The sequence below is a fragment of the Streptomyces lucensis JCM 4490 genome (genome assembly GCF_014650035.1).
Classification (GTDB): Bacteria; Actinomycetota; Actinomycetes; order Streptomycetales; family Streptomycetaceae; genus Streptomyces; species Streptomyces lucensis.
The window spans coordinates 94,340-120,792 of record NZ_BMUE01000011.1 but is presented as its reverse complement, the minus strand read 5'-3'; the positions used below and the strand labels follow the sequence as shown (position 1 = coordinate 120,792).

At 70.6% G+C, this 26,453-nt stretch carries 28 protein-coding genes and 1 tRNA gene; 12 read left to right on the top strand and 17 right to left on the bottom strand.

What is annotated here, in order from left to right:
* Window positions 1-117 precede the first annotated feature (117 nt).
* On the top strand, window positions 118-690 hold the full coding sequence (locus tag IE177_RS23995) for a flavin reductase family protein (protein ID WP_229816238.1): 573 nt from the start codon (window positions 118-120) through the stop codon (window positions 688-690).
* Between the two features lie 23 nt (window positions 691-713).
* On the opposite strand, the gene arfB is transcribed toward IE177_RS23995, so the two are convergent.
* Window positions 714-1,151 (bottom strand): alternative ribosome rescue aminoacyl-tRNA hydrolase ArfB, encoded by a 438-nt coding sequence (gene arfB, locus IE177_RS23990; protein WP_190017471.1) that lies wholly within the window; start codon window positions 1,149-1,151, stop codon window positions 714-716.
* Window positions 1,152-1,311: 160 nt separating this feature from the next.
* On the opposite strand from arfB, the gene IE177_RS23985 reads away from it, so the two are divergent.
* Together IE177_RS23985 and IE177_RS23980 are read left to right on the top strand one after the other, a co-directional pair.
* On the top strand, window positions 1,312-1,887 hold the full coding sequence (locus tag IE177_RS23985) for a TerD family protein (RefSeq protein WP_190017470.1): 576 nt from the start codon (window positions 1,312-1,314) through the stop codon (window positions 1,885-1,887).
* Window positions 1,888-2,236: 349 nt separating this feature from the next.
* On the top strand, window positions 2,237-3,796 hold the full coding sequence (locus IE177_RS23980; protein WP_229816252.1) for a M4 family metallopeptidase: 1,560 nt from the start codon (window positions 2,237-2,239) through the stop codon (window positions 3,794-3,796).
* A 37-nt stretch (window positions 3,797-3,833) separates the two neighbouring features.
* On the opposite strand, the gene IE177_RS23975 is transcribed toward IE177_RS23980, so the two are convergent.
* On the bottom strand, window positions 3,834-5,231 hold the full coding sequence (locus IE177_RS23975; protein ID WP_190017468.1) for a M1 family metallopeptidase: 1,398 nt from the start codon (window positions 5,229-5,231) through the stop codon (window positions 3,834-3,836).
* 91 nt (window positions 5,232-5,322) lie between these two features.
* Between IE177_RS23975 and IE177_RS23970 the strand changes: the two genes are divergently transcribed.
* Window positions 5,323-5,823, top strand: coding sequence for a hypothetical protein (locus IE177_RS23970; RefSeq protein WP_190017467.1), 501 nt, complete (start codon window positions 5,323-5,325; stop codon window positions 5,821-5,823).
* Window positions 5,824-5,892: 69 nt separating this feature from the next.
* On the opposite strand, the gene IE177_RS23965 is transcribed toward IE177_RS23970, so the two are convergent.
* The 4 genes from IE177_RS23965 to IE177_RS23950 all read right to left on the bottom strand — a co-directional run bounded on the left by IE177_RS23965 (window position 5,893) and on the right by IE177_RS23950 (window position 9,320).
* Complete coding sequence (locus tag IE177_RS23965) at window positions 5,893-6,582, bottom strand: pentapeptide repeat-containing protein (protein ID WP_190017466.1); 690 nt, start codon at window positions 6,580-6,582, stop codon at window positions 5,893-5,895.
* A gap of 212 nt (window positions 6,583-6,794) precedes the next feature.
* A complete protein-coding gene (locus IE177_RS23960) occupies window positions 6,795-8,201 on the bottom strand; it encodes an NAD(P)/FAD-dependent oxidoreductase (RefSeq protein WP_190017465.1) in 1,407 nt (468 codons plus the stop codon).
* A 10-nt stretch (window positions 8,202-8,211) separates the two neighbouring features.
* A complete protein-coding gene (locus tag IE177_RS23955) occupies window positions 8,212-8,865 on the bottom strand; it encodes a rhomboid-like protein (protein WP_190017464.1) in 654 nt (217 codons plus the stop codon).
* 53 nt (window positions 8,866-8,918) lie between these two features.
* Complete coding sequence (locus IE177_RS23950; protein ID WP_308431590.1) at window positions 8,919-9,320, bottom strand: STAS domain-containing protein; 402 nt, start codon at window positions 9,318-9,320, stop codon at window positions 8,919-8,921.
* Between the two features lie 114 nt (window positions 9,321-9,434).
* Between IE177_RS23950 and IE177_RS23945 the strand changes: the two genes are divergently transcribed.
* The 3 genes from IE177_RS23945 to IE177_RS23935 all read left to right on the top strand — a co-directional run bounded on the left by IE177_RS23945 (window position 9,435) and on the right by IE177_RS23935 (window position 12,039).
* The gene (locus IE177_RS23945) at window positions 9,435-9,764 is read left to right on the top strand and encodes a helix-turn-helix transcriptional regulator (RefSeq protein WP_190017463.1); all 330 of its coding nucleotides are present in this window, start codon (window positions 9,435-9,437) and stop codon (window positions 9,762-9,764) included.
* 124 nt (window positions 9,765-9,888) lie between these two features.
* On the top strand, window positions 9,889-10,425 hold the full coding sequence (locus tag IE177_RS23940; RefSeq protein WP_190017462.1) for a hypothetical protein: 537 nt from the start codon (window positions 9,889-9,891) through the stop codon (window positions 10,423-10,425).
* 1,380 nt (window positions 10,426-11,805) lie between these two features.
* Window positions 11,806-12,039, top strand: coding sequence for a hypothetical protein (locus IE177_RS23935; RefSeq protein WP_190017461.1), 234 nt, complete (start codon window positions 11,806-11,808; stop codon window positions 12,037-12,039).
* Window positions 12,040-12,429: 390 nt separating this feature from the next.
* Here IE177_RS23935 and IE177_RS23930 read toward each other — a convergent pair whose 3' ends face one another.
* Window positions 12,430-12,888 carry a hypothetical protein gene (locus IE177_RS23930; RefSeq protein ID WP_190017460.1) on the bottom strand — a complete coding sequence of 153 codons (459 nt, stop codon included), beginning with the start codon at window positions 12,886-12,888 and terminating at the stop codon, window positions 12,430-12,432.
* A gap of 292 nt (window positions 12,889-13,180) precedes the next feature.
* Window positions 13,181-13,729, bottom strand: a complete 549-nt coding sequence (locus IE177_RS23925; protein WP_190017459.1) for a GNAT family N-acetyltransferase — start codon at window positions 13,727-13,729, stop codon at window positions 13,181-13,183.
* Window positions 13,730-13,830: 101 nt separating this feature from the next.
* Here IE177_RS23925 and IE177_RS23920 point away from each other — a divergent pair, with 101 nt between their 5' ends.
* Entirely contained in the window at window positions 13,831-14,175 is a 345-nt protein-coding gene (locus IE177_RS23920) for a tyrosine-type recombinase/integrase (RefSeq protein WP_268253181.1), read from the top strand.
* A gap of 81 nt (window positions 14,176-14,256) precedes the next feature.
* Here IE177_RS23920 and IE177_RS23915 read toward each other — a convergent pair.
* A tRNA-Thr gene (locus IE177_RS23915) sits at window positions 14,257-14,330 on the bottom strand.
* 217 nt (window positions 14,331-14,547) lie between these two features.
* Here IE177_RS23915 and IE177_RS23910 point away from each other — a divergent pair.
* From IE177_RS23910 to IE177_RS23900, 3 genes are all read left to right on the top strand, one after another.
* Window positions 14,548-15,684, top strand: a complete 1,137-nt coding sequence (locus tag IE177_RS23910) for an ABC transporter ATP-binding protein (protein ID WP_190017458.1) — start codon at window positions 14,548-14,550, stop codon at window positions 15,682-15,684.
* Window positions 15,685-15,902: 218 nt separating this feature from the next.
* Window positions 15,903-16,364: a hypothetical protein gene (locus IE177_RS23905; protein WP_190017457.1), complete on the top strand. Its 462-nt coding sequence runs from the start codon at window positions 15,903-15,905 to the stop codon at window positions 16,362-16,364.
* 120 nt (window positions 16,365-16,484) lie between these two features.
* Entirely contained in the window at window positions 16,485-17,216 is a 732-nt protein-coding gene (locus IE177_RS23900) for a nucleotidyltransferase family protein (protein WP_190017456.1), read from the top strand.
* 118 nt (window positions 17,217-17,334) lie between these two features.
* Here the strand turns inward: IE177_RS23900 and IE177_RS23895 are convergent, their stop codons facing one another.
* From IE177_RS23895 to IE177_RS23865, 7 genes are all read right to left on the bottom strand, one after another.
* The gene (locus tag IE177_RS23895; protein ID WP_190017455.1) at window positions 17,335-19,047 is read right to left on the bottom strand and encodes a DoxX family protein; all 1,713 of its coding nucleotides are present in this window, start codon (window positions 19,045-19,047) and stop codon (window positions 17,335-17,337) included.
* A 128-nt stretch (window positions 19,048-19,175) separates the two neighbouring features.
* Window positions 19,176-20,117 carry a 23S rRNA (guanosine(2251)-2'-O)-methyltransferase RlmB gene (gene rlmB / locus IE177_RS23890; RefSeq protein WP_190017454.1) on the bottom strand — a complete coding sequence of 314 codons (942 nt, stop codon included), beginning with the start codon at window positions 20,115-20,117 and terminating at the stop codon, window positions 19,176-19,178.
* 88 nt (window positions 20,118-20,205) lie between these two features.
* A complete protein-coding gene (cysS, locus tag IE177_RS23885) occupies window positions 20,206-21,624 on the bottom strand; it encodes a cysteine--tRNA ligase (RefSeq protein ID WP_190017453.1) in 1,419 nt (472 codons plus the stop codon).
* A gap of 113 nt (window positions 21,625-21,737) precedes the next feature.
* Window positions 21,738-22,142, bottom strand: coding sequence for a PPOX class F420-dependent oxidoreductase (locus tag IE177_RS23880; protein WP_190017452.1), 405 nt, complete (start codon window positions 22,140-22,142; stop codon window positions 21,738-21,740).
* A 117-nt stretch (window positions 22,143-22,259) separates the two neighbouring features.
* Window positions 22,260-22,772, bottom strand: coding sequence for a 2-C-methyl-D-erythritol 2,4-cyclodiphosphate synthase (gene ispF, locus IE177_RS23875; RefSeq protein ID WP_190017451.1), 513 nt, complete (start codon window positions 22,770-22,772; stop codon window positions 22,260-22,262).
* Window positions 22,762-23,514, bottom strand: coding sequence for a 2-C-methyl-D-erythritol 4-phosphate cytidylyltransferase (ispD, locus tag IE177_RS23870; RefSeq protein WP_190017450.1), 753 nt, complete (start codon window positions 23,512-23,514; stop codon window positions 22,762-22,764). Before ispD ends, ispF begins: the two co-directional genes overlap by 11 nt.
* A gap of 404 nt (window positions 23,515-23,918) precedes the next feature.
* Window positions 23,919-24,401 carry a CarD family transcriptional regulator gene (locus IE177_RS23865; RefSeq protein ID WP_003953493.1) on the bottom strand — a complete coding sequence of 161 codons (483 nt, stop codon included), beginning with the start codon at window positions 24,399-24,401 and terminating at the stop codon, window positions 23,919-23,921.
* 615 nt (window positions 24,402-25,016) lie between these two features.
* Here IE177_RS23865 and IE177_RS23860 point away from each other — a divergent pair.
* Window positions 25,017-25,688: a copper chaperone PCu(A)C domain-containing protein gene (locus IE177_RS23860; RefSeq protein ID WP_190017449.1), complete on the top strand. Its 672-nt coding sequence runs from the start codon at window positions 25,017-25,019 to the stop codon at window positions 25,686-25,688.
* An 88-nt stretch (window positions 25,689-25,776) separates the two neighbouring features.
* Here the strand turns inward: IE177_RS23860 and phoP are convergent, their stop codons facing one another.
* Window positions 25,777-26,448 carry a two-component system response regulator PhoP gene (phoP, locus tag IE177_RS23855; RefSeq protein ID WP_467163958.1) on the bottom strand — a complete coding sequence of 224 codons (672 nt, stop codon included), beginning with the start codon at window positions 26,446-26,448 and terminating at the stop codon, window positions 25,777-25,779.
* Window positions 26,449-26,453: the final 5 nt, after the last annotated feature.

Here is a 26,453-nt window from a genome sequence, read left to right as displayed (position 1 = left end):
GGTGATGCGCACATCGCCCTACCCGGGCGGCCCGGGCGGACCTAGGTCCAGGCGGGTAGGACGAGTCGGGCGCGGGCCCGATGCGGCCCGCCGAGGGCGGGGACTAGCGTGGCCGACGTGCTGAACACCGCCTCCCCCACCGCCCTCTCCGCTTCCGGGCATGCTGAGGGGGTGAGCAACGACGAGTTCCGGGCCGCGATGTCACGGCTGGCGGCGGGCGTGGTCCTGGTGACCGCGCAGGAACCGCCGCTCGATCCCGACGACCCCGGGGCGCCGGGCGTCGAGGACGTCGGCATGACCGCGACCGCCTTCATGTCGGTCTCGCTCGACCCGCCGCTGGTCATGGTCAGCCTGCGCGAGGGCTCGCGCATGGACGACCTGCTGGACGAGCAGCCCCAGTGGGCGGTCTCGGTGCTCACCGAGAGCCAGCGGCACATCGCGGGCCGCTTCGCCATGAAGGGCCGCATCAGCGACCGCCTGCTCTTCGAGGACATCGCCTGCGAACGCGGCGAGGTCACCGGCGCACCGCTGGTGGGCGGCGCACTGGCCACCCTGGAGTGCCGCACCGAGCAGCGGGTGGCCGCCGGGGACCACACGCTGGTCATCGGCCGCGTCCTGACCGCCCGGGTACCGAGCGTGGAGGGCGGCCCCCTGCTCTACTTCCGCAGCCGCTACCGCCGGCTGGGCTGAGCCGGTCACCGCGGCGCGCCGCGCTAGGACCAGTCGCGGCTGGAGCGCCCGCGCTTGGTCTCCGAGCGCTGCTTCTTCTCCCGCAGCCGGCGTTCGTTGATGCCACGCGGGATGCGAGTGGGCCTGCGCGGCTTGGGCGGCGGCGCGGTGGCCTCGGCGAGGAGCGAGGCGAGGCGCACGGCGGCGGTCTCGCGGTTGCGCCACTGCGAGCGGTGCTCGGAGGCGCGGACGCTGACGACGCCGTCGACCAGCCGGCCGGCCAGCCGCTCCAGCGCCCGCTCCTTCCACACCGGCGGCAGCGCCTCGGTGTTCGCGAGGTCGAACCGCAGCTCCACCTGCGAGTCGCTGGTGTTGACGTGCTGCCCGCCCGGCCCGGACGACCTGGAGAAACGCCAAGTCAGCTCGGCCTCGGGCAGCGAGACGGAGCCACGGATGAGGTAGGGACCGGACATGCCTCCCATGTTCCCGGCCCGGCGGGCCCCACGTCACCCGGTTTTCACCCGCGCGGGTAAAAAAGGTAAAGGGATCCGGAACCACCGGGACCCCCCTCGACGTTGTTCCCGGTGACGGTAGCTTCGTCGGCACACATGTGCAGGGACATCTAAGGAAGGGACTCCCAACATGGCTGTAAGCCTGTCCAAGGGTGGCAACGTCTCGCTCACCAAGGAGGCTCCGGGCCTGACCGCCGTCACCGTGGGCCTCGGCTGGGACGTCCGCACCACCACCGGCACGGACTTCGACCTGGACGCGTCCGCCATCGCGGTCAACCCGCAGGGCAAGGTCTACTCGGACGGCCACTTCGTCTTCTTCAACAACAAGCAGACCCCGGACAACTCCATCGTCCACACCGGCGACAACCGCACCGGCGAGGGCGCGGGCGACGACGAGGCGATCAACGTCAACCTGGCCGCGCTCCCGGCCGACATCGAGAAGGTCGTCTTCCCGGTCTCCATCTACGACGCCGAGAACCGCGGCCAGAACTTCGGCCAGGTCCGCAACGCCTACATCCGTATCGTCAACCAGGCCGGCGGCGCGGAGATCGCCCGCTACGACCTCTCCGAGGACGCGGCCACCGAGACGGCCATGATCTTCGGTGAGCTGTACCGCAACGGCGCGGAGTGGAAGTTCCGCGCGGTGGGCCAGGGCTACGCGTCCGGCCTGGTCGGCATCGCCCAGGACTTCGGCGTGAACGTCTGACGCGACCGAGCCTGAACACCCCTTCCGGGCCGCGGCATGCCTGCCGCGGCCCGGTTTTTCATGCCCACCGATGCTCAGATGCGTTCGCCAGGTGCGGAGTTGGCCGCTCCGACAATCGTCCGCATACCGGTTCCCACGGCACGCCTTTCGGATACGAACAAGTAAATTCTTGTTGGCGCTCTGTCAAACAGACCGTCCCGGGTGTCACTCTCTCCTCGCTCGCCGCAACCCCTGTGCGTTTCCTGTGACCCATCTGTGTCTCTCCCCACGAGACCAGTCAGAAGGAGATCGAGTGTCCGCTCCCCGCAAGACCGCCGTGCGCGCCACCGCCCTGATCGGCTCGGCGGCGATGGTCGTCCTCGCGCTGCAGAACGGCGCCGCGACCGCCGCCCCCGCCCCGCGCCCCTCCGGTGGCTCCGCGGTCGCGCTCAGCGCCCCGGCCCGGGTCGCCGCCCTGAAGTCGGCCCAGGACCACGCCGCTGCCGCCGCCCACCGGCTCGGCCTCGGCGCCAAGGAGAAGCTGGTCGTCCGGGACGTGCTGAAGGACGCGAACGGCACGGTGCACACCCGCTACGAGCGCACCTATGCCGGCCTGCCCGTGCTCGGCGGCGACCTGGTCACCCACGTGGCGAAGAACGGTGACCTGAAGGGCGTCGACAAGGCGGCCAAGGCGCGGATATCCGTGCCGACCACCACGGCCGCGGTCACCTCGGCGAGCGCGAAGAAGACCGCCCTGAAGGCCGCCGGCACCGCCAAGGCCACCGCCTCGTCCTCCCGCAAGGTCGTCTGGGCGGCCGGCGCCAAGCCGGTCCTCGCCTACGAGTCCGTCGTCAAGGGCCTCCAGCACGACGGCACGCCGAGCGAACTGCACGTCATCACCGACGCGCGGACCGGCAAGAAGATCTACTCCTACGAGGCCGTCGAGACCGGCACCGGCACCAGCCAGTACAGCGGTACGGTCACCATCGGCACCACCGCCTCCTCCTCCGGCGGCTACGACCTGATCGACGGCGGTCGCGGCGGCCACAAGACCTACGACCTGAACGGCGGCACGAGCGGCACCGGCGCCCTCTTCCACGACGCCGACGACGCCTGGGGCAACGGCACCGTCACCAACCGGCAGACGGCCGCCGTCGACGCCGCCTACGGCGCCGCCGTCACCTGGGACTTCTACAAGTCCGCGTTCAACCGCAACGGCATCGCGGGCGACGGCAGGGCCGCCTACTCCCGCGTCCACTACGGCAACGCGTACGTCAACGCGTTCTGGGACGACAGCTGCTTCTGCATGACGTACGGCGACGGTACGGGCAACGCCGACCCGCTGACCTCGCTCGACGTCGCCGGCCACGAGATGAGCCACGGTCTGACCGCGGCCACGGCCAAGCTCAACTACCGCGGTGAGTCCGGCGGCCTGAACGAGGCGACGTCCGACATCTTCGGCACCTCGGTGGAGTTCTTCGCGAACAACAGCTCGGACACCGGTGACTACCTCATCGGCGAGAAGATCGACATCAACGGCGACGGCACCCCGCTGCGCTACATGGACAAGCCGAGCAAGGACGGCGGCTCCGCCGACTACTGGTCCAAGTCCGTCGGCCGTCTGGACGTGCACTACTCGTCCGGGGTCGCCAACCACTTCTTCTACCTGCTGTCCGAGGGCAGCGGCGCGAAGACGATCAACGGGGTGTCCTACAACTCCCCCACCTACGACGGCTCCACGGTCACCGGCATCGGCCGGGACAAGGCGGTCCAGATCTGGTACAAGGCCCTGAGCACGTACTTCACCTCGACCACCACCTACGCGGGCGCCCGCACCGGCACCCTGCAGGCCGCGGCCGCCCTGTACGGCTCGGGCAGCGCGGAGTACAACGCGGTGGCGGCGGCCTGGAAGGCCGTGAACGTCAAGTAGCCGCGATCCGGGGCACGTGAGGCAGCCGGGCCGCCCGTCACGGGTGGTCCGGCCTGCCGTCCCCGTACAGCCAGTCCCGCCAGATCCCGGCGAAGTCGTGGTGCGGGGCCTTCTTCTCCACGTACGCGGTGAAGTCGGCCGTGCTCGCGTTGCCGTGCCGGTGGGCGGCGGCCCAGCCCTGGACGATGTCGTAGAAGGTGTCGTCGCCGACCTTCTGCCGGATCTTCTGCAGCACCATCGCGCCGCGCGTGTAGACGGGCTCGTCGGAGATGTGCGCGGCGCTCGACGGCCGTCCGGGCGGGAAGGCCCAGACGGTGTCGTCGTCCTTCTCGTACAGCTTCCTGAAGGTCTCCTCGGCGCTCGGGCCCCCGTGGTCCTCCTTGTACAGCCACTCGGCGTAGGTGGCGAAGCCCTCGTTGAGCCACATGTCCCGCCAGGACGCGGGCGTGACCGAGTCGCCGTACCACTCGTGGGCCAGTTCATGGACGAGGGTGGTGGTGTCGGGGGCGCCGGGGAAGACGGGCCGGCTCTGCGTCTCCAGGGCGTAGCCGGCGTCGTCCGGCCGGTCGACGATCGCGCCGGACGAGGAGAAGGGGTACGGCCCGAAGTTGAGCTCCGCCCAGTCCAGGATCTCCGGGATCTTCGCGAGCACCTCGGCGCTCGCCTTCGCCTGGGTGGGGTCGACGGCGGTCAGGACCGGCAGTCCGTGCGGGCCGGTGGTGCGGGTGATGTCGTAGTGGCCGACGGCGACCGTGGCGAGGTAGGTCGCCATGGGCTGGTCGGTGTGCCAACGGTAGGTCGTACGGCCACCGCTGTCGCTGCGGCCGGTCGGCTCGCCGTTGGAGACCGCCTGGAGTCCCTTGGGGACGGTGACGGCGATGTCGTAGGTCGCCTTGTCGGACGGGTGGTCGTTGCCGGGGAACCAGGCCATGGAGCCGACGGGTTCGCCGAGCGCGAGGGCGCCGTCGGCGGTGGGCAGCCAGCCCTCCTCGGAACCGTCCGGGTCGGTGAGGGTCCGCGGGGTGCCCGAGTAGCGGACGGTCGTGCTGAAGGTCTCGCCCTTGCGCAGGTCGTCGTGGGGGCGGACGGTGAGTTCCTGCCCGCTGCGGTTCCAGCGGGCGTCCCTGCCCTCGACGGTGACCGAGGTGACGTCCAGCCCTGCGAGGTCGAGGTCGAAGGCGGACAGGTCCTGGGTTGCGCGGGCGGTGATGACCGCCTTGCCGGTGAGACGGCGGGTGGCGGGGGTGTAGTCCAGGGTGAGGGCGTAGTGGCCGACGTCGTATCCGCCGTTGCCCGCCTTCGGGAAGTACGGATCGCGTACGCCGGAGCCGCCCGGGGTGCCCTGCACCCCGCCGTCGCAGGCGGTGGCGGTGGCGGTCAGGGCGAGGGCCAGCAGGGCCGCGACGACCGGGACAAGACGCACGGATCTGGACATGTCAGTGATCCTATGCGGGCGCGGCCCACCGGAGCAGGGGTGGCGGCCACCGGAGCGGGGGTGCGGCCGCGGGCGTGACACCATCTCCTGCGTGCTCGACATCGGCTACGCCCTCTCCAACCGGTTCCCAGACCCGCCGCAGACCGACTACCGCCGTGCGGACGTCCACGCGCTGCGCCACGACCTGTTCTGCGGGGACGTCTACCTCGCGGACACCAAGACCGACCGGGAGCTGTCCACCGCCTGGGGATGGGTGCCGGTGCTGGACTTCGCGTGGGCGCTGTGCGACATCGCGGAGCGGCTGGACCGGGACCCGCTCGGCTCCCGCGCCGCCCGCCCGCAGCGCGCGGAACTGGACTTCACCGAGTCCACCGACCGGATGCTCTTCGAGCGCCGCTTCGGCTGGGTCGACATCACCTCCGACTGGGCCCCGGCCGAGGAGTCCCCGCTGTCCTTCTCCCATGCCGAACTGCGCCGCGAGGCCCGCGACTTCCTGCACGACCTGATCGCGGACCTGACCGATCTCCACGACGACCTGGCGGAGAACCCGGCGATCTGGACCCTCCAGGCCCGCTTCCCCCGCGTGCCCTGAACCGCGCGCCGGTCCGGCCGGTACCGGTCCGGGCCGTACCCGGTCCGGGGCCCATCCGGGCCGGGGGCCTCAGCCCTCCACCCTGATCCCCAGCTCGGCCGCCAGCACCGGAGCCAGATCCAGCAGCTGCCCGGTGCTGATCACCGCGCCGGAGAGCCGGTCCAGACCCCGCACGATCTCCAGCGGGGCGGCACCGCGCAGGTCCACGTCCGTCAGCGTCGCCCCGCCGAAGTCGGCCTCCCGCACCGCGCAGTCGACGAACTCCACCCGCGTCAGGCGCGCGCCCGCGAAGTCCGGCTCGACCAGGACGCACGACTCGAAGACGACGTCCGTGAGCCGGGCCTCGCGGAGGTTGAGGCAGTCCAGCTTGCCGCCCCGGACCACGACCCGTTCCAGGACGGCGCCGTGCAGCTGCGTCCCGCCCAGCCGCGCGTCGACCACCTCGACGTCGCGGAACGTGGACTCGGCCAGATGCGTGCCGACCCCCCGCAAGCCGGTCAGCGCCGAGTCCAGCACCCGGGCCCGGCCAAGGGCCGTCCCGTCCACCAGGCAGCCCGTCAGCGCGCAGTCCATGAACCGGGCGCCGACACCGTCCTGCCCGGACAGGTCCGTCCGGAGGAACTCCAGCCCGTCGTAGTCGCCGTCGGCCTCCAGCCCGTCCCCGCGCCACGGCTCCAGGGCCGGCAGCCGCACCTCCGGCCTCCGCACCCCCTTCGTCCCGGCCCTGCCCGGCCCGCCACCCGTCGCTCTCCTCGCCATGCGCCCATGCTGCACCCCGCCACTGACAACACCCCCGGCCGGACCGGGGGGCGGGACACGGCGCTCCCGGCCGCACGCGGATGCGGCACATATGTGGGGCCCGGACCGAGACGCCGGTGCCGGAGTCGGTCGGCTGAACGGTCCGGCCCGGCCGGTGCCCCGCCGGTGAGCCGGCACACCGCCCGGGTGTGCCCGGTCCGGTCACCCGTCTCTCAGTTCCGCCCCGCCACCCGGTCGGCCACCCGTGCCAGCCGGGAGGAGCCGCGGCCCGGGTTCAGCAGTTCGCGCCGGTCGGCGGCACGGTAGGTGGCGTACATGCCGTGCACGCCGAGCCAGCGGAAGGGTTCCGGCTCCCACTTGCGGACCTTGTGGTTCACCCACGGCAGGTCCGTCAGCTCGGTCCGGCCGCCCTGACCCGAGTCCTGCTGCACGAGATCGCGCAGGGTACGGGCGGCCAGGTTGGCGGTGGCGACTCCCGAGCCGACGTAGCCGCCGGCCCAGCCCAGGCCGGTCGCGCGGTCCAGGGTGACGGTCGCGCACCAGTCGCGCGGCACGCCGAGCACTCCGGACCAGGCGTGCTGCACGCGCACGCCCGCCAGGGACGGGAAGAGGCGGGTGAGGATCTCCCGCAGGGCCTCCACCGTCGCCTCCTGCGTACGGCCGTCGTTGTCGGTGCGCGAGCCGAAGCGGTACGGGACGCCCCGGCCGCCGAGCGCGATCCGGCCGTCGGCGGTGCGTTGGGCGTACATGTAGGCGTGCGCCATGTCGCCCAGCGTCTCCCGGCCGTCCCAGCCGATCGCCGCCCACTGTTCCCCGGTCAGCGGCTCGGTGGCGATCATCGAGGAGTTCATCGGCAGCCAGGTCCGCTTCTGTCCCTTCAGGGAAGCGGTGAAGCCCTCGGTGCAGCGCAGCACGTAGGGGGCGCGGACCGTGCCGTAGGGGGTCACGGCGTGCTTCGGGCGGATCTCCGTCACCGGCGTCGACTCGTGGACGGTCACGCCGAGCGCCTCCACGACGGCCGCCAGCCCCTTCACCAGCTTCACCGGGTGCAGCCGGGCCCCGTGCGGGGTCCACGTCGAGCCGACGGCGTCCGCGACCCGGATCCGCGCGGCCGTCTCCCGGGCGCCGTACAGCTCCCGGTCCTTCTCCCCGTACGCCGCCTCGTGCTCGTGGAACGCCCTCAGCCGCGCCAGCTGGGCGGGCGTCGTGGCCACCTCCAGTACACCGCCCCTGTGCACGTCGGCGTCGACGCCCTCCGCCTCGGCGACCGCGATCACCTCGCCGACGGTGTCGTTCATCGCCCTCTGCAGCCGTACGGCGGCGTCCCGGCCGTGCAGCCTGGCGTACCGGTCGCGCCCCGCGACACCGTTGTACAGCCAGCCGCCGTTGCGGCCGGAGGCGCCGTAGCCGCAGAACTTCTGCTCCAGCACGGTGATCCGCAGGAACGGCGCCGCCTTCTTCAGGTAGTACGCGGTCCACAGGCCCGTGTAGCCGCCGCCGACGATCACGACGTCCGCCGAGGCGTCCCCGGACAGCGGCTCCCGCGCCGCCGGCAGACCGTCGTCCGCGTACCAGAAGGAGACACCGCCGTTGACGACACCGTTTGCCCAGCTGCTCATGGCCGGGACGTTAACCCCTGGGAGCGGCCGGTGTCTCCTTCGGATCCCGTTGTTCTCCGCGGCCCCTGACCAGCGGATAGCAGGCCAGTCCGATCAGCACCGCGACGAAGTGGCCGAAGTCGGTGAAGGTCGGCCCGGCGGCCAGCGGCAGCCCGAAGAGGACCAGCACCGCCGCGAGGTAGGCGTACCGCCAGGGCGCCGCGATCCGGTACGTGAGCACCGCGACGACCCCTGCCAGCGCGTAGCTCACCCCGATGTCCAGGCTGTTCACCGCGGAGTGCGGAGCCATCCCGTCCCGGATGGCCTTCAGCAGCACCCCCTCGCTGATCAGCGAGGCCAGGACATGCGCGAGCGCGCACACCGCCAGCCAGCGCGCCGTACCCAGCCAGCGCTCGGCCGGCGCGTGGAACACCGAGAACAGCAGGGCGTACGGCACCCAGTGGCCGCTGTCGATCCACATGGCGCTCGCGACCAGCACCCGCACCGGGGTGCGCGACAGCTCGTGGATGTTGGTCGACCGCTGGCGCAGGAAGTGCTGCTCGAACTCGGGCGACATGTGGTGCAGCGCGACGGTCGTCACGAACAGGATCCCCAGCCACACGTACGTGCCGGGAGCACGGCGGACGTACGTCCACACCCCGCGCCGGACCCCGACAGTTCCCATGGGCCCGATTCACCCACGCCGGCGCCCCGCGGTCCGTGACCGACATGGTGCGCTCAGGAGACGGCGGCGGCGTCCACCGTCTCGCGTATCTCCAGCACCGTGTCGACTCCGGTCATCTCGAAGAGCCGCTGGAGCTGCTGCGGCGGTGCGGCGACGCGCAGGTTTCCCGCCTGATGGGTGAGGATCAGCAGATTGAGGAGCGCGGAGTCCCCGAAGTCGACACCGGAGGCGTCCAGGACCACCTTCGGGTACTTCCTCGCGGCAGCGTCCAGCGCGTGCGCCAGCGGCGCGATCGAGTACGTGTCGTAGGAGCCGTGAGCGGCGACGACCCAGGCACCGCCCCTCTCGTACGCGGTCACCGCGGCTCCAGGGGCACGCTCGCCGTGCCGGGCCGACGACCGCATCCCGCCGGCGTTGCTCGTGAACTTCGGCATGACGGCCTCATCCCAGGACACCCTCGGTCTCCTTCCGTGACTCTTCCGCGCGGGAGCAGGTCGGCTGCTACCTGTTACCGGAAAAGTATGTCATGTATCTGCATTCAGGCAATGGCGTGCCCTAAAATGCAGGGCATGGCTGGAGTGCCCGAACCTCACACCGGATGGACGTTCATCACCAACCACGCGCGCGTACTGGCAGCCATTGCCGACAACCCGAACGTCCGGATCCGCGACATCGCCGCCCACTGCAGGCTCACGGAGCGCGCCGTCCAGCGGATCATCGCCGACCTCGAGCAGGACGGTTACCTGTCCCACACCCGCGACGGGCGCACGAACACCTACCGCATCGAGGCGGACAAGGTGCTGCGCCATCCGGCGGAAGCCGGCCTCTCCGTGGCCTCCCTGCTCTCCCTGCTCGTGCAGGACGAGACCGAGCGCGTCGGCAACCCGGTCGCCCCGTAGCCGAACGCGAGGCGGCCGGGCGTGGGGAGTCCTGGGCAACCGCTCCTGACAGGTGCGCACCCTGCGTTCCCCACGCTCCCGGAGGTCGGCCTAAGATGCCGAGCGGTCAGGGGAGGGCGAACCTGTGGGCGAGAGCCTGCGCAAGATCTTGCTGTGGGGGCGGGCCCTGCAAGAGTGGTGGTCGGACCGTCTGGGCAAGGAGATCGTCTCCATATGGGCGGCAGGCATCGTTCTGGGCGTTCCCGCCTGGATCATCATCGAGATCTTCTGGCACCCGGACTCGATCCTCGGTGACGGCGGCCTCGCCGCCTTCGGGCTGCTCATCATCCTGGCTGTCACAACGCTCTTCGCATGGACGGGCGTCATGATCGTCCGCGAGACGATCGCCGAGTCCCGCGTGACCGCAGTTCGAGACCGGAGCAGGTCGCTCACGATTCAGGTGCTTACGGCCGGGGCGGCCGGGTGGGCCGCCCTGCGGGCGATCCTGGTCTTCGGGCATCACGTGTCGACGACCGTGGGCCTGGTCTCGGCGATTCCGCTGGCGGCTCCGTACTCACTCGCGTTCCTGGCACTCGTCACGCGCGGGGACGCCCGGTGGCGCGTGGTACGTGCTGTGCTGCCCGCGCCGATTGCCCTGGTGGTGCTGCTCCGGTTCGTGTGACTCGCTGCGTGGCGCCCGGGTTCGTCTGCCACAGCGGTGCCCCTTGGACCGCCTGCTCAGGTGCCGTGTCCACCGTGAGTGACCACCCCGGTCGATGTCACCCGTGGACGTCGAACGCCCCGAACGGATCATCGTTCGGGGCGTTCGTGCTGCTCAGAGAAAGAGCCCCCTGTCGGATCCGAACCCACGACCTTCGCCTCACAAGATCTTTCTGCTCGTCGTACAGCCCATCCACTCAGGCCGCGCACGTCACCTGCCGGGTAGGCAGAAGTGCTCCGCGATACGGGGATGTGCACAGCCGTTGCCGTCACCGGTTGCCGTCAGGGTGCCGCCGACGCCGGGGACCTACGCATTACGAGGTGTCCGACCTTGATCCGGGCGAGTCCACATGCGTCTGCGAGTGAGGCTCCATCCCTGGTCACGGGCGTACTCGGACGTCGGCGGACCAGAGCGGGCAGCGACGAAACGGGCGGGTATCGAGACCCCAACTGAGACCACCAGTGACGAGCCCGCATATGGACATGATGGGGGGAATCGGGACCTCATATCCGACACACCTGGATCCGCCGTCACGGCCTCCTGGCACCCGGAGCCTCGGTCGGGCAGCCATCAGGGCTGATGACCGCACGAAGCTGCGGAACGCTCGCGAGTACCTTCCACGTGGTGAGGGTGTCCAGGGTGTCCATGTGGGGTGTCGCCGAGGATGGCGCGCCGGTGGGCGAGGACGGCCTCCAACTCACTGCGGGCTTGGCCGTACAAACCTTTGGCCCACCTCAGACTGGTTGGACAGCGAGGAACGCCCCATCTCGCTGCGCGACTGGCTTGAGTTTGCACACAACAACGCGGCACTTCGGCAAGAAGGCCACCTCGACCTGCACAGCGTAGGCCGGCAACCGGTGTTCATATGGGGCAGCCTGGACAGCGTCGCGGTCAGGCTCCATTGGTGCGAGGGACGAGTGATTCTGTCCGGGGCCCACGCGGTGTGGACCTGGTCGGCTTGGCTGACCTCGCAGCCGAACTGTCCGCGAAGCTGATCGGCGACGAGGGGGGAGCAGTACCCGGGATCTGTCCGCCGCGGCAACGAAGCGCCTTGGGCTTGGGAATCACCGGGCCGTCACGGAGGGGGTTGACGCTGACCAGCGCAAACGGCCTCTGGTGATTAATCGCGAGGGCGTCGCGCTTGACTGCTCTTGACCGCTGGGATCCGCTCTTTCTGGCACGGATGTTGCACGGGCTTCCATCCGCTCTGACGGGTCGCGTCACCGACCCCGCACCCGACAGCAATGTCAATCGAACGGCCCAACATGACGTGTCACCCACATGGATGAACAATTGGCTGAGTAGTGCCCCAACCGAGGCAATCTGTGAAAGGCGAACCAAATGCGCATTCGACGAATCCTCGCCGCAGTCTTCGCCACGGCAGCCCTCGCCGGACTCGGCCTCACAGGCGCCGCCACCGCCACCGCCACCGCGGGCAGCGTCACCCCGGCCAGCGTCACCCCGGCCAGCGTCACCCCGGGTGAGTGCACGGACGGCGGCGGAACGATCGATCGGTCGACGCCCATGCTCCCGACCTGCAGAGGCGGTGTGAACGACGGGCAGACGGTCGACTAAACCCCACTAGGGCCCGTTGTGAAAGTGGATCGGCGCCCCGCAGCCACGCGTTGCGGGGCGCTCCCTCGCGAGCGTTCCCCCTCGGCTGACGGCTCAACGTACCTGGGAGGCGTGACACGACTTCCGAAGGGTCGAGCACTTGAGGCTGGGCTACGCCTCACCCCTCAACAGGCTGAACTGGGGCATCCCTTGACTCGGACCACCGCCTTAGGAGCGAGGTTGGGGGAGCCAGTGGCTGACCTGCGCAAGGAGCACTCTGGCGGAGGTGAGGTACAGGCCCTGTCGGCGCCTGTCATTCCCCGTGGTTCCCCGCTGGTTCTGGCACGGTTGTGGCACGGGGAGCATCTGATCCGTAGCTCTGGCAGACGGCCCGAAAGCGGACTCGTGCTGTTAGGCATGATTCTTACGGATAGCCGCATTCAGAGCCTTTCGCTGCGGCTGGATCCAGGTTTCCCACTCCGCATTACGTGCCCGAGTAGAGGCACTACGTCCACCTTGGACCCTTAGTCTGACCTTCCTGCACGTCCAGCCGATTTTCTCCGCGATCTCGGCCACGTCCTTGGGTGCGAGATGCGAGAGCACATTGATGTTGTCGTGGACTGCCTGGTCGGCCGCCTTGAAAACAATTCGATCAAAGTCATTGGCTGTAAGGGAGTGCCGAAGTACATCCAGTGCGCTCTGAAAGGCCTTGTATGCATCAAGCTGGGCCTCGTAGCGTTTTGTGACGACGGGTGCCTTCGCGTTTATTGATGCCGCGTCTAATGTTGCACTTTTGGCGATGAGAGCACCCACTAGTCCACCGATCAGGCTCGCCAGTGCCGCGATCAACGCTACTACCCCCGGATCCATGACAAGTGTCTAGCACGTCGAACCGGGTCGGTGGAGTCCATTGGCCGAGTTGAGTCGCAGACGTCGCACGTTAGTTGAGACGACGCCCGTAGGCGTGCCCACCTTGCGATCTAGCCTCATCCTTATCAGGTCGATCACAGGGGGCCGTCGACGTCGGTCAACCGGGCCTACGCCTCGGTCGATCGTCCACTGAGGTCCGGTGCCGACCGCTGCTGTGCGTGCTTGTTGGTGTCAGCCGCTGGTGTCAGTTGCCGCACGCAGCCTTGACGAGCGCGGCCTTGAGGTCGTCCGCTCACTGCCCGTCGCTCAGCAGCGAGTACATGAACATGTCCCGACGCTCGGTCCCGACCTGCTGCCAACTCCTCATCAGGCCCTCGCGTTGGAAACCGACGCGCTCCGCGGTTCGCCAGGAGGCGCTGTTCCACGGCTCCACGTAGAGCTCCAACCGGGGGATGCACAGTTCTCGTCGGGCCCAGCCGACAACTGCCTCAAGCGCGGTCCCGGCAGCACCCCGGCCTCGTGCCGACTTGACGACCCAGTAACCAAGCGACGCGCGGCCCTGTCCCATGTCCTTCAGCCACAGCCCCACGTTGCCGACCGGCTCGCCGTCAGGGCTGACGATGACGAACGGATACCCGGTCCTGGTGGTTGCCCGCCCCCACTGCCGCTCGACGAACGCAACACCTTCCGCCTCGGAGAACGGAGCCGGCACCGTCGTGATCAACGGAATGTAATCGTCCTCTGACGCTTCACGGACCAGGCCAAGGTCCGACATGCGCCACGGCCGCAGCGTGAAACCCTCACCGGCAGCGAGTTCGGGCACGTCAAGTGGTTGCTTCATCCGCTCATCCTGCCGTGATCCACGTCTAGCCGCACTCAGGTATTCGCCCACGCTCCGCGCACGTCGCTCCCCAATAGCCGAAGAAGTGAAGGGCCGGGTCTCTGACCTGCGCCCGTGTAATCGATCAACGCTGCGACCTGTGCTCCCGGTCCTCGTATGTCTTCACGACACGCAACGACCGCCCGATCGACCCCCGGAACGTCAACCGGTCGTTCTTTCGCATCACCGACGCCGCCGGCCTTCACCGCATCCGTCTGCACGATGCCCGGCACGGCTGCGCCACGCTTCTCACCGCGGCTGGCGGCGCGCCCCGCGTGGTGATGGAGATCCTTGGGCACAGCCAGATCAGCACCATGGACGTCTACACGCACGTGACGTCGGACACCCAGCGCGAGGCCATCAGCCACATGGACCGCCTGCTCAGGCGCCGTGTCGACCGTGAGTGACCGCCCCGGTCGATGTCACCCGTGGACGTCGAACGCCCCGAACGGATCATCGTTCGGGGCGTTCGTGCTGCTCAGAGAAAGAGCCCCCTGTCGGATTCGAACCGACGACCTTCGCTTTACAAGAGCGGTGCTCTGGCCAGCTGAGCTAAGGAGGCGCGGGCGCGTGTGCGGCGTCCGTGGTGTGCAGTGTACCCACGTCCCGGGGCGGTCCCGTCGAGAGTTTCCGCGAAGTTCACAGGGGGCCGGGTACTGACAGACCGGGTGATCTGCAGGTACCGTCCTGACCCAGTCCGCTCTCGCGGACCGCACCGACCACCTTCCTACAACGGATCGTCCGGCACGTTCCTGCCGGTAGAAGGGGGCCCATTCACCATGGCCACTGTCACGTTCGACAAGGCGACCCGGATCTACCCGGGTTCCGACAAGCCCGCCGTCGACCAGCTCGACATCGCGATCGAGGACGGCGAGTTCCTCGTCCTCGTCGGACCGTCAGGTTGCGGCAAGTCCACCTCCCTGCGGATGCTCGCGGGCCTGGAGGACGTCAACGGCGGCGCGATCCGCATCGGCGACCGCGACGTCACGCACCTGCCGCCCAAGGACCGGGACATCGCCATGGTGTTCCAGAACTACGCGCTCTACCCGCACATGACGGTCGCCGACAACATGGGCTTCGCGCTCAAGATCGCCGGCGTCAACAAGGCGGACATCCGGCAGAAGGTCGAAGAGGCCGCGAAGATGCTGGACCTCACCGAGTACCTGGACCGCAAGCCGAAGGCGCTCTCCGGCGGTCAGCGCCAGCGTGTCGCCATGGGCCGCGCCATCGTGCGCGACCCCCAGGTGTTCCTCTTCGACGAGCCGCTGTCGAACCTCGACGCCAAGCTCCGTGTGTCGACCCGTACGCAGATCGCGTCGCTGCAGCGCCGCCTCGGCATCACCACCGTCTACGTCACCCACGACCAGGTCGAGGCCATGACGATGGGCGACCGCGTGGCCGTGCTCAAGGGCGGTCTGCTCCAGCAGGTGGACTCGCCGCGGAACATGTACGACAGGCCCGCCAACGTCTTCGTCGCCGGCTTCATCGGCTCCCCGGCCATGAACCTGATCGAGGTGCCGATCACCGACGGCGGTGTCAAGTTCGGCAACAGCGTGGTGCCGGTGAACCGGGACGCGCTCAAGGCCGCCGCCGACAAGGGCGACCGCACGGTGACCGTGGGCGTCCGCCCCGAGCACTTCGACGTCGTCGAGCTGGGCGGCGCCGGCGCCGCGTCCCTGACGAAGGACGCCGAGGACGCCCCGGCCGGCCTCGCCGTCTCGGTGAACGTGGTCGAGGAGACCGGCGCCGACGGCTACGTCTACGGCACCGTCGAGGTCGGCGGCGAGCGCAAGGACCTCGTGGTCCGCGTCAACAGCCGCGCCGTCCCGGAGAAGGGCTCCACGCTGCACGTCGTGCCGCGACCGGGCGAGACCCACGTGTTCTCGACGTCCACGGGCGAACGTCTGTCCGACTGACGCACGACCGGGATCCGGGGCGACCGATCACCGGGAAGGGGCTCCGCGGACCACCGCGGGGCCCCTTTCTCGGTCGCACGGGACTTCCGGCATACCCCGGCACAGCGAGCGATTACGGCACGGCGCGTCAACCCCTTACCCAGAAAGCGGCGCCAGTTCATCCCCCGAAGGGGTGACTCAATGTCGCCGATTCATTACGTCACGCTACCCTCACACGCGTGAAGCACTCCACCACCCCTCAGACGCCACGTGGCCACCGGGGCGGCCCTGCCCGCCGGATCGGCCGCACTCTCGCCCTCGTCCTGCCCGTCTTCCTGGTGCTCTCCGGGACCCTCGCCGTCACCCGGGTCAACTGGACGGGAAGCCCCTCCGGCTCGGTGCTGGCCGCCTCGGACGTCACCGCCGCGGAGGCTCCCGCCAAGGCGGTGTCCCACGCCCCGCAGGACGTGCTCCGCGACCACCTGATGACCGAGCTGCGGCACAAGGACCCCGGCGTGGTCCTCACGCACCTCCAGCAGGCCGTCAACGGACGCCCCTCGCTGGCCCGGCACTGTTCCTCCATCGCCCGCTCCCTCGGCAAGGCCGCGGTGCGCATCTACGGCGCCTCGCGCGCCCAGTCGTACGCCCGCCCGGTGTGCGACACGGCCTTCGCCTCGGGCGTGCTCGCCGCGCACAGCTGAGCCCGGCTGCGCCGTCACCCGCCCGTTTCCGGGCGAGGACCGGCCGGGAGGCCGGCGACGGCGTCCCATGAGCCGGCTGCCACCGGCGAGGGGTGGCGGGGCGCCACGTACAGTGCGGTCATGACCCATCCGAACGCCGCGTCGCGCCCCACCCAAGCCGTGATCCTCGCCGGTGGCCAGGGCTCCCGACTGCGTCCGTACACCGACGACCGGCCCAAGCCGATGGTCGAGATCCCCGGCACGGGCACTCCGATCATCGGCCACCAGTTGACCTGGCTCGCCGAGGAGGGCGTCACGGACGTGGTGGTCTCCTGCGGCCACCTCGCCGAGGTCCTGCAGAAGTGGCTGGACTCGGCCGACCTGCCCGTCTCCGTCACCACCGTCGTGGAGACCGAGCCCCTCGGCCGCGGCGGCGGCCTCAAGTACGCCGCCGCGCGCCTCCCCCACCCCGACCGGCCCTGGTACGCCACCAACGGCGACATCTGGACCCGCTTCTCCCTGCGGGACATGGCCGACTTCCACACCGAGCGGGACGCCGTCGCCACGCTGGCGCTGGCGCGTCCGCGGATTCCCTGGGGTGCCGTGCAGACCGACGGGTTCGGGCACATCACCGACTTCATCGAGGCGCCACCGTCCACGTTCGAGATCAACGCCGGTGTGTACGTGTTCTCGCCGGAGTTCGCCGGGATGCTCCCCGAGCGGGGGGACCACGAGCGGACGACGTTCCCGCGGCTGGCCCGGGAGCGCAAGCTCGCCGGGTTCCCCATCCCGCAGGGGGCCTACTGGCGGGCCATCGACACGGCGAAGGACCTCAGCGAGGCGGCCAAGGAGCTGGCGGCCCTGGGCCGCTAGCCGTCCACAGGCGGACGACAGGGCCCCCGTACCGGGAAAGGTACGGGGGCCCTGTCGCGTTCCGACCGTGCCCGCCGTACCGGGAGGGTACGGGGGGCCCGTCGTTCCGACCGTGCCGCTAGCCCAGCAGGCCGCCCACCAGGCCCGGCTGGCCCGTGGAGGAGCCGCTGCCGCCGCCCGAGGACGTGCCGCCACCGGTCGCCGGGCCACCGGTGCCGGTGCCCGTGCCGCCCGTGCTGCTGGGACCGGCCGTCGCGCTCGGGACACCGCCCGTGGGCGAGGACGGCCGGGGCGGGGCCTGGCCCGTGGTGCCCTGGGTCTGGCTCGGAGCGGTGGTCGCACCGCCGGCGGACCGGGTGGCGCTTGGGGTCGTCGCCGCGCCCGAGGGGCTCGCGCCCGCAGTGGCGCCGCCCGTCGGCGAGGCGGAGGCGGACGGGGTGTTCTCCTCCTCACCGGGGTCCCGCGGCAGCGGGGTGCCGGGGACGTTGTTGCGCGGGGCGTCACCGGGACCGGGGACGATCACCCGGCCGGAGTCGCGGACCGCGCCGCCCAGCAGGGAGCCGACGAGCAGGGTCAGGCCGACGGTGACGAACGTGATCAGCGCGCCGCGGCGCAGGACGAAGCGGCGCAGGTCCCAGATGTCGGCGCGGGGGCCGAGGCGCCGCCAGGCGCCGCCGGCGAGACGGCCGTCGACGGAGTAGACCGGGGCGCCGGCGATGATCAGCGGGGACCAGGCGGCGAGATAGATGATGTCGGGGGTGTCGTAGGCCGGGACCGTCTTCCAGCTGACGGTGACGATCAGGGCGGCCGAGAGCAGGGCGCCGAGCACCGCGGCCACGCGCTGCCAGCAGCCGAGGATGGTCAGGACGCCGACCACGACCTGGAGGAAGGCGATGACCAGGCCGGAGCCGACCGGGTGGTGCAGGGCGAACTGGCGCAGCGGCTCGGCCACGTCCCAGGGGTGCAGGGTGTTGAGCCACTTGACCATGGAGCCGCGCTTGCCGCCGTCGAAGTAGAGCGGGTCGCACAGCTTGCTCATCCCGGCGTAGATGGAGATGCAGCCGAGGAAGAGGCGCAGCGGGAGCAGGACGAATCCGAGGTTCATCCGGCGGCCCGGGTAGTAGGCGTGCCGGGCCGGGTCGTCGCTGTTGCGCCGGGCGCGGGCGCGGGTGTCGGTGCCGTAGCCGTCCGGGTCGGTGTCGTACGGCTCGTACCCGTCGTCGGCGTAACCGTCGTCGGCGTACTCGTCCTCCGCGTACCCGTCGTTCCCGTAGGCGGGCCCCCGGTACGCGGGTTCGTCGTAGGCGCCGACGACCGGGCGCATGTGCGGCAGCAGACGGGTTCCGTCGGCGTCGGCGGCGGTGCGCTGGTGACCGACGACGGGGGTCTCGACGGTCTGGTCCAGCGTGCCGTAGGCGTCCGGGTATCCGGTCCCCACGCGCGGGACGACCCGGGTGGCGCCGGCCACGGGCTCGTCGGCGTGGCGGACGCTGCCGCCCCGCACGGCCTGGAGGAGGCGGTGGGCGCCGGTGTCGTCGGGGGCGGACCTGCCGCTCCACACGACGGGGCGGCGGCGGCCGGCGGCCGCGACGCCCGCCGTGCCCACGGCAGCCATCCGGGCCGGGTCCTGGGTGGCGCTCGGATGCCGTGCGATCCGAGGGGATTGGCTCCGCCTCGCCGACGCGCCCAGCTGCACGCGGAAGCTGGCGTGATTGACGATGACCTGCGCCGGATCGCTCGGCACCTTCACCATGCTCAGCGCGGGAGCGTCGTCGTATCCCGACGAGCGGTCCCCCGTGGGTGTGCGGGGTGTTCTGGTGTCCACACTCATCTAACCGAGTGACGTGGTGTTAGGACACTGCTCCGACCGCCCGGATGTGTCCGGACCCCGTCAAAGCCGCCCCAGACGCCACATGGACGCCGGAATCACCCCGCACGGGTGACGTACCGGACGCGCGTTCAGTCGCGTCGGCGGGCCGCCTCGTACAGCACGATGCCCGCGGCCACACCCGCGTTGAGCGACTCGGCGCCGCCCGGCATGGGGATGCGGACGCGGAAGTCGCAGGTCTCGCCGACCAGGCGGGACAGGCCCTTGCCCTCGCTGCCGACGACGATGACGACCGGGCCGTCGAGGGCTTCCAGGTCGCCGAGTGCGACCTCGCCGTCCGCCGCGAGGCCGACGACCGTGATGCCGGCCTTCTTGTAGGCCTCCAGGGCACGGGTGAGGTTGGTGGCGCGGGCGACCGGGGTGCGTGCGGCCGTGCCGGCGGAGGTCTTCCAGGCACCGGCCGTCATGCCGGCCGAACGGCGCTCGGGCACGAGCACGCCGTGGCCGCCGAACGCGGAGACGGAGCGGACGACCGCGCCGAGGTTGCGCGGGTCGGTGACGCCGTCGAGGGCGACGATCAGCGGGTCCTCGCCCTCGTCGTGAGCGGCCTCGGTGAGGTCCTCGGGATGCGCGTACTCGTACGGCGGGACCTGCAGGACCAGGCCCTGGTGGTTCAGGCCGTTGGTCATGCGGTCCAGCTCGGGGCGCGGGGCCTCCATGAGGTTGATGCCGCCGCGCTCGGCGGCGAGCTGGAGGGCCTCGCGGACGCGCTCGTCGTTGTCGATGAACTGCTGGACGTAGAGGGTCGAGGCGGGCACGCCCTCGCGCAGCGCCTCGACGACCGGGTTGCGGCCGACGACCAGCTCGGAGGCGGACCGGCCGGCGCCCCGGCGCTGCGGCGGGCGGCCCTGCGCGCGGCGGGTCTTGGCCGCGACGGCGCGCTGCTTGGCGTGTCCCTTGCGCATCTCGGCGGGCGGGGTCGGGCCCTTGCCCTCAAGGCCCCGGCGTCGCTTGCCGCCGCTGCCGACCTGCGCGCCCTTCTTGCCGGACATGCGGCGGTTGTTCGCGGCCATGACCTACCTGTTCTCTGCGAAAGTGTGCGTACGTCTATGCAGTGTGCCGCCCGGGAGGCCGGGCGGCACAATCGATCTCGGTCCGGGCTCAGCGCCCGCCGAGGTTCCAGCGCGGTCCCTGGGGGCTGTCCTCGATGACGAGGCCGGCCTGGGCCAGCTGGTCGCGGATGGCGTCGGCGGTGGCCCAGTCCTTGCGGGCGCGGGCGGACTCGCGCTGGTCGAGGACGAGGCGCACGAGGCTGTCGACCACGCCGTGCACGCGTTCGTTGAGCACGGTCTCGCCACGGCCCGTCGGGGCGCCGGACCACTGCGCGTCGAGCGGGTCGAGACCGAGCACGCCGAGCATGGCGCGCACCTCGGCGAGCCGGGCCACCGCGGCGTCCTTGTCGTCGGCGGCCAGCGCGCTGTTGCCCTGCCGGACCGTGGTGTGCACGACGGCCAGGGCCTGCGGGACGCCCAGGTCGTCGTCCATGGCCTCGGCGAAGGCGGGCGGGACCTCGGCGGCCGGCTCGACGGTCTTCCCGGCCAGCTCGGTGACCCGCTGGACGAAGCCCTCGATCCGCGCGTACGCGGACTCGGCCTCGCGCAGCGCCTCCTCGCTGTACTCGATCATCGAGCGGTAGTGCGGGGTGCCGAGGTAGTAGCGCAGCACGACCGGCCGCCACTGCTTGACCATCTCGCTGACCAGCACGCTGTTGCCGAGCGACTTGGACATCTTGTCGCCGGCCATGGTCACCCAGGCGTTGTGCACCCAGTACTGCGCGAAGTCGTCGCCGTAGGCCTTGGCCTGGGCGATCTCGTTCTCGTGGTGCGGGAAGATCAGGTCGAGGCCGCCGCCGTGGATGTCGAAGGCGCTGCCCAGGTACTTGTGGGCCATCGCCGAGCACTCCAGGTGCCAGCCGGGCCGGCCGGGACCCCAGGGGGTCGGCCAGGTGGGCTCGCCGGGCTTGGCCGCCTTCCACATGGCGAAGTCACGCGCGTCCCGCTTGCCGGTCTCGCCCTCGCCGGACGGCTGGAGCAGGTTGTCCAGCTCCTGCCGGGACAGCTCCAGGTAGCGCGGGAAGGACCGCACGTCGAAGTACACGTTGCCGTCGGCCGCGTAGGCGTGCCCGCGCTCGATGAGGCCCTGCATCATCTCGACCATCTCGGTGACGTGGCCGGTGGCGCGGGGCTCGTAGGTGGGCGGCAGGCAGCCGAGGGCGCTGTAGCCGTCGTTGAAGGCGCGCTCGTTCTCGTAGCCGATCGACCACCAGGGCCGGTTCTGCTCCCCGGCCTTGGCGATGATCTTGTCGTCGATGTCGGTGACGTTGCGGACGAACGTCACCTCGTAGCCGCGGTATTCGAACCAGCGGCGCATGATGTCGAAGTTGAGGCCCGAGCGGATGTGCCCGATGTGGGGTGCCGCCTGCACGGTGGCACCACAGAGGTAGATCGAGACGCAACCCGGCTTGAGCGGGGTGAAGTCACGGATCTGCCGGGCGTTGGTGTCGTACAGGCGAATAGTCACCTCTCCAGGGTAGTGGGCTCCGGGCAGTGCCATGCGCCTTCCGCCACGGAAGCGCGCCGCTCACAAGCGCCCGTGACGGCCTCACCCCGCCCGCCCGCGGCCCCCGGCCCCCGTCACAGCCTGCCGACGACCTTCCGCGGCGCGATCCGGACGACCACCCGCTCGGCGTCCTGACCGGCGGCCGGGTTGAAGTCGGCGTAGTCCTTGCCGGTGTACTTCCGGCTCAGCTCGTCGATCAGCTCCTGGCCGCCCTCGGTCGTCATCTCCGCGGTGCCGCGGATCTCGGCGTACTCGTAGGGCTGGTCCGGGTCCACCACGACGACCGAGACGCGGGGGTCGCGGTCCAGGTTCTTCTTCTTGCGGCGGTCCACCGTCGTGGAGAAGAGGATGTCCTCGCCGTCGCGTTTCACCCAGACCGGGGACATCTGCGGGCTGCCGTCGGGCTGGACGGTGCCGACGAGGATGAACACCTTGCCGTCGAGCAGGGACTTGAGCCGGTCGGACAGGGCGGCGGTCATGGGTGCCTCCGGAAAGCCTTCGCCAGTGGTGACTCGGACGACTTCCCGGTTACCCTCGCACGCCCCTGACGCACCGGCACCGCGCGGCACGGTGCGGCAACCCGTGTGGCGGCGCCGTCAGCCCGTCCGGACCACCAGCGCCGTGGCCACCGCCATCAGCCCCTCGTCGCGGCCGGGGAAGCCGAGGCCGTCCGTGGTCGCACCCGAGACCGAGACCGGGGCGCCGGCCGCCTCGGAGAGGATCTTCTGCGCCTCGTCCCGGCGCTTGCCGATCTTCGGACGGGGGCCGACGACCTGCACGGCGACGTTGCCGACGGTGTAGCCGGCCTCGCGCACGATCCGCGCGGCCTCGGTGAGCAGGGTGACGCCGGAGGCGCCGGACCACTCGGGACGTCCGGTGCCGAAGTGCTGCCCGAGGTCACCGAGCCCGGCGGCGGAGAAGAGGGCGTTGCAGGCGGCGTGGGCGACGACGTCCGCGTCGGAGTGCCCGGCCAGGCCCGGCCCCTGCCCCTCCCACTTCAGGCCGGCGCACCACAGCTCGCGCCCTTCCTCGAAGGCGTGGATGTCGGTGCCGATGCCCACCTGCGGCAACGGCAACGGGAACTGCGGCTGCGGCTGCTCAGAAGCCATCGTTGAGCCTCCTGCGGGCCAGGACCGCCTCGGCGAGGACCAGGTCGAGGGGGCGGGTGACCTTGAAGGCCTCCTCGTGGCCGGGCACGGCGACGACCGTCAGTCCGAGCCGCTCCACCATGCTCGCGTCGTCGGTGACGTCGTCGGTGACGTCCGCGTGGGCGCGCACCAGGGTCGCGCGGTCGAAGCCCTGGGGCGTCTGCACCGCGCGCAGCCGCGCGCGGTCCGGCGTGGCGACGACCGGCTCCGGGTCGCCGGGGACCGTGGCCGGTTCGACCTCCTTGACGGTGTCGGCGAGGGGCAGTGCGGGGACGACGGCGGGGGCGCCGTCGCGCACGGCCTCGATGACGGCGTCCACCGTGTCGACGGGGACGAGCGGGCGGGCCGCGTCATGGACCAGGACGACGCCGTACTCGGGCGGCAGGGCGTCCAGGCCGAGCCGGACCGACTCCTGGCGGGACTCCCCGCCGGGGACGACGAGGAAGTCGGTGCGCTCCGGGAGCGCGTGCGCGTCGAGCAGCGACTTGACCTCGCCGGCGCCGTCGGGCGGGGCGACGACGATCACCAGGGAGACGTGGCGGGACGCGGCGAGCGCGCGGACCGCGTGGATGAGCATGGGCGTGCCGTTCAGCGCGCGCAGCGCCTTGGGGGCACCCGGACCGAGGCGTACGCCGCGGCCGGCGGCGGGAATCACGGCGGCGACGGGGCTCTGCGCGGGCGAGGGGCGCGATTCGTCAGACATCGGTTCCTGTCAGGTTTGTGTGCTCGACCTACGTGGGTATGGCCTGGAGGAGTGCCGGGCGCGACGCCTTGACCGGACCCTTCCGTGACCCCGGTCGAGTCGGCTGCCCGGGCCCGGCACGTCAAGTATCGGGGGCTTCCCCCGCGATGTACGGCAGGTTTCCGCAGGTTCCGCCCGTCGGCGCGCGGCGTGCCGGGCTTCGCCGGGGCCGCGCGGCCGCGGCTCCTGCGGGGAGGACGTACGGGAGGACATGTTCCCGGCGTGTCCCGGGTACCCGGGGAACGACCCGGGACATCCGGGGACGAACATGCCGCAGCGCCCGGCGACACGATCAGTGTCATCGGGCACCGCGGCATTTCACTGCGCTGAGCGGGCAGCAGGCGAGGGATCGCCGCCGCGGCGCGTCAGGAGGCGAGCACCTCGTCGAGCAGGGCTTCGGCCTTGTCCTCGTTCGTGTTCTCGGCGAGAGCCAGCTCGCTCACGAGGATCTGGCGGGCCTTGGCGAGCATGCGCTTCTCACCGGCGGAGAGTCCGCGCTCGCGCTCGCGACGCCACAGGTCACGCACGACTTCCGCGACCTTGATGACATCACCGGAGGCGAGCTTCTCCAGGTTCGCCTTGTAGCGACGGGACCAGTTCGTGGGCTCCTCGGCGTAAGGTGCGCGCAGCACCTCGAAGACTCGGTCCAGCCCGTCCTGACCGACCACATCACGCACGCCGACGAACTCCGCATTGTCCGCTGGCACACGTACCGTCAGGTCACCCTGGGCGACCTTCAGCACCAAGTAGGTCTTGTCCACGCCTTTGATCTGGCGAGTTTCGATAGCCTCGATCAGCGCGGCCCCGTGATGGGGATAGACCACGGTGTCGCCAACCTTGAACGTCATGTGACAGGTACCCCTTCCGTGGCTATCCAGGGTAACACGGATACGGCGTCTTCTGAATGGCGTTTTCGCAGGTCAGGGCATATCTCGGGGCTTGACAACAGCAACCGGAACGTGCTGCGGGAGGTCTGCGGAAGCGGGTATTCGCAGGTCGGAGGGGCTCTCCGGGCAGGTCGAAACGCGTACGTTACACACTTCGCGAGCCCACTCCAAGTGGCTGAACATCCCGATATGTCCGGTTCCAAGCGTGCGACTTCCGCTACTCCGTTCGGTGACCGGAGGCGGATGTGAGACGAATCCGGAATTGATCACCGGGTGCGGAAGGGCGGCCCGTGATCAATATCGGAGGTGGCCCGCATTCCTTCACGGAAAATCCGTGAGAGCGGCTGCCGCCGCCTTATGTGAATGCTGGACGAGCAGCACGCAAAGTGCCGGGAGAGTACGGCGGGGAAGCGCCCCGCGCCTGCGCGGAGTACCCCCACCCGGAGGGAAGCCGGGGGCTTGGGGGAGGGTCGGGTGCGGTGGCGTGGGAACGGCTCGGTAACCTAAGGCCGCTGACAGACACTTAGGGTGGCTTTATAAGGGAGCCGCCCGCGCGTTCAAGGAGTTGCCGCCGCCGTGAGCAGCAGCCTTCGACGCGGCGCCCTCGCCGCCGCCGCCATCGCCTTCTCGGTCGCCTCGCTCGCAGCGTGCGGCTCCGGCAACGACGCCCAGACCCTGCAGATCAAGCCGGACAACGCGGCGACCAAGGTGGGCGACATCCAGGTCCAGAACGCCACGGTCATCACGCAGCCCGACCTGAAGTCGACGGGTCCGGCCGCGGTCTCCGCGACCCTGTTCAACGGGGGGAGCAGCGACCAGACCCTCCAGTCGATCACCGTCAACGGCGGCCACTCCGTCCAGCTGAAGCCCGCCAAGGGCCAGAGCCTGACGGTCCCGGCCCACGGCTCGCTGGTCATCGGCGGCAAGGACAACGCCTCCGCGGTGCTGCCCAGCGGCCGTGAGGCCGTGCAGGACGGCAACGCCCAGAAGGTCACCTTCACCTTCAGCAAGACCGGCGCGGTGAGCCTGAACGCCTTCGTCGTCCCGGCCACCGGCTACTTCGGCGAGTGGGGCCCGAGCGAGATCCCGTCCGCCTCCGCCGCGGCGACCGCCACCGGCGCCCCGGGCGCGAGCGCGTCCGGCAGCGGCAAGCCGGCGAAGCACGGCAAGGCGACCCCGTCGACCGGCGCCTCCGGCGCGGCCGCCACCCCGAGCGACTCGGCCTCGGAGTCGGCCACCGCCGAGTGACCAGCCGTACCCGCGCGAAGGGCGGCACCCCGGCCGGGGTGCCGCCCTTCGCCGTTCGCCCGGTGGGCGCCGCCCTACGGCCTACGGCCTACGGCTCGAACTTGTAGCCCAGTCCGCGGACCGTCACCAGGTAGCGCGGCGCCCCCGGGTCCGGCTCGATCTTGGCGCGCAGGCGCTTGACGTGGACGTCGAGGGTCTTGGTGTCGCCCACGTAGTCGGCGCCCCAGACCCGGTCGATGAGCTGCATACGGGTCAGCACGCGGCCCGCGTTGCGCAGGAGCATCTCCAGCAGGTCGAACTCCTTCAGCGGGAGGTCGACCTTGGAGCCGGAGACCGTCACCACGTGGCGGTCGACGTCCATGCGCACCGGGCCGGCCTCCAGCGCTGCCGGGGCGACCTCCTCCGGTTCGCCGCGGCGGCGCAGCACCGCCCGGATGCGGGCGACCAGCTCCCGGGAGGAGAACGGCTTGGTGACGTAGTCGTCGGCCCCTATCTCGAGACCGACCACCTTGTCGATCTCGCTGTCCTTGGCGGTCACCATGATCACGGGGACGTTGGAACGCCCGCGCAGCTGGCGGCACACCTCGGTACCGGGCAGCCCCGGCAGCATCAGGTCGAGGAGGACGAGGTCGGCGCCGTTGCGCTCGAACTCGTCGAGCCCGTCAGGGCCGGTGGCCGCCACTGCGACCTCGAAGCCCTCCTTACGGAGCATGTACGACAGGGCGTCGGAGAAGGACTCCTCGTCCTCGACGACGAGCACTCGGG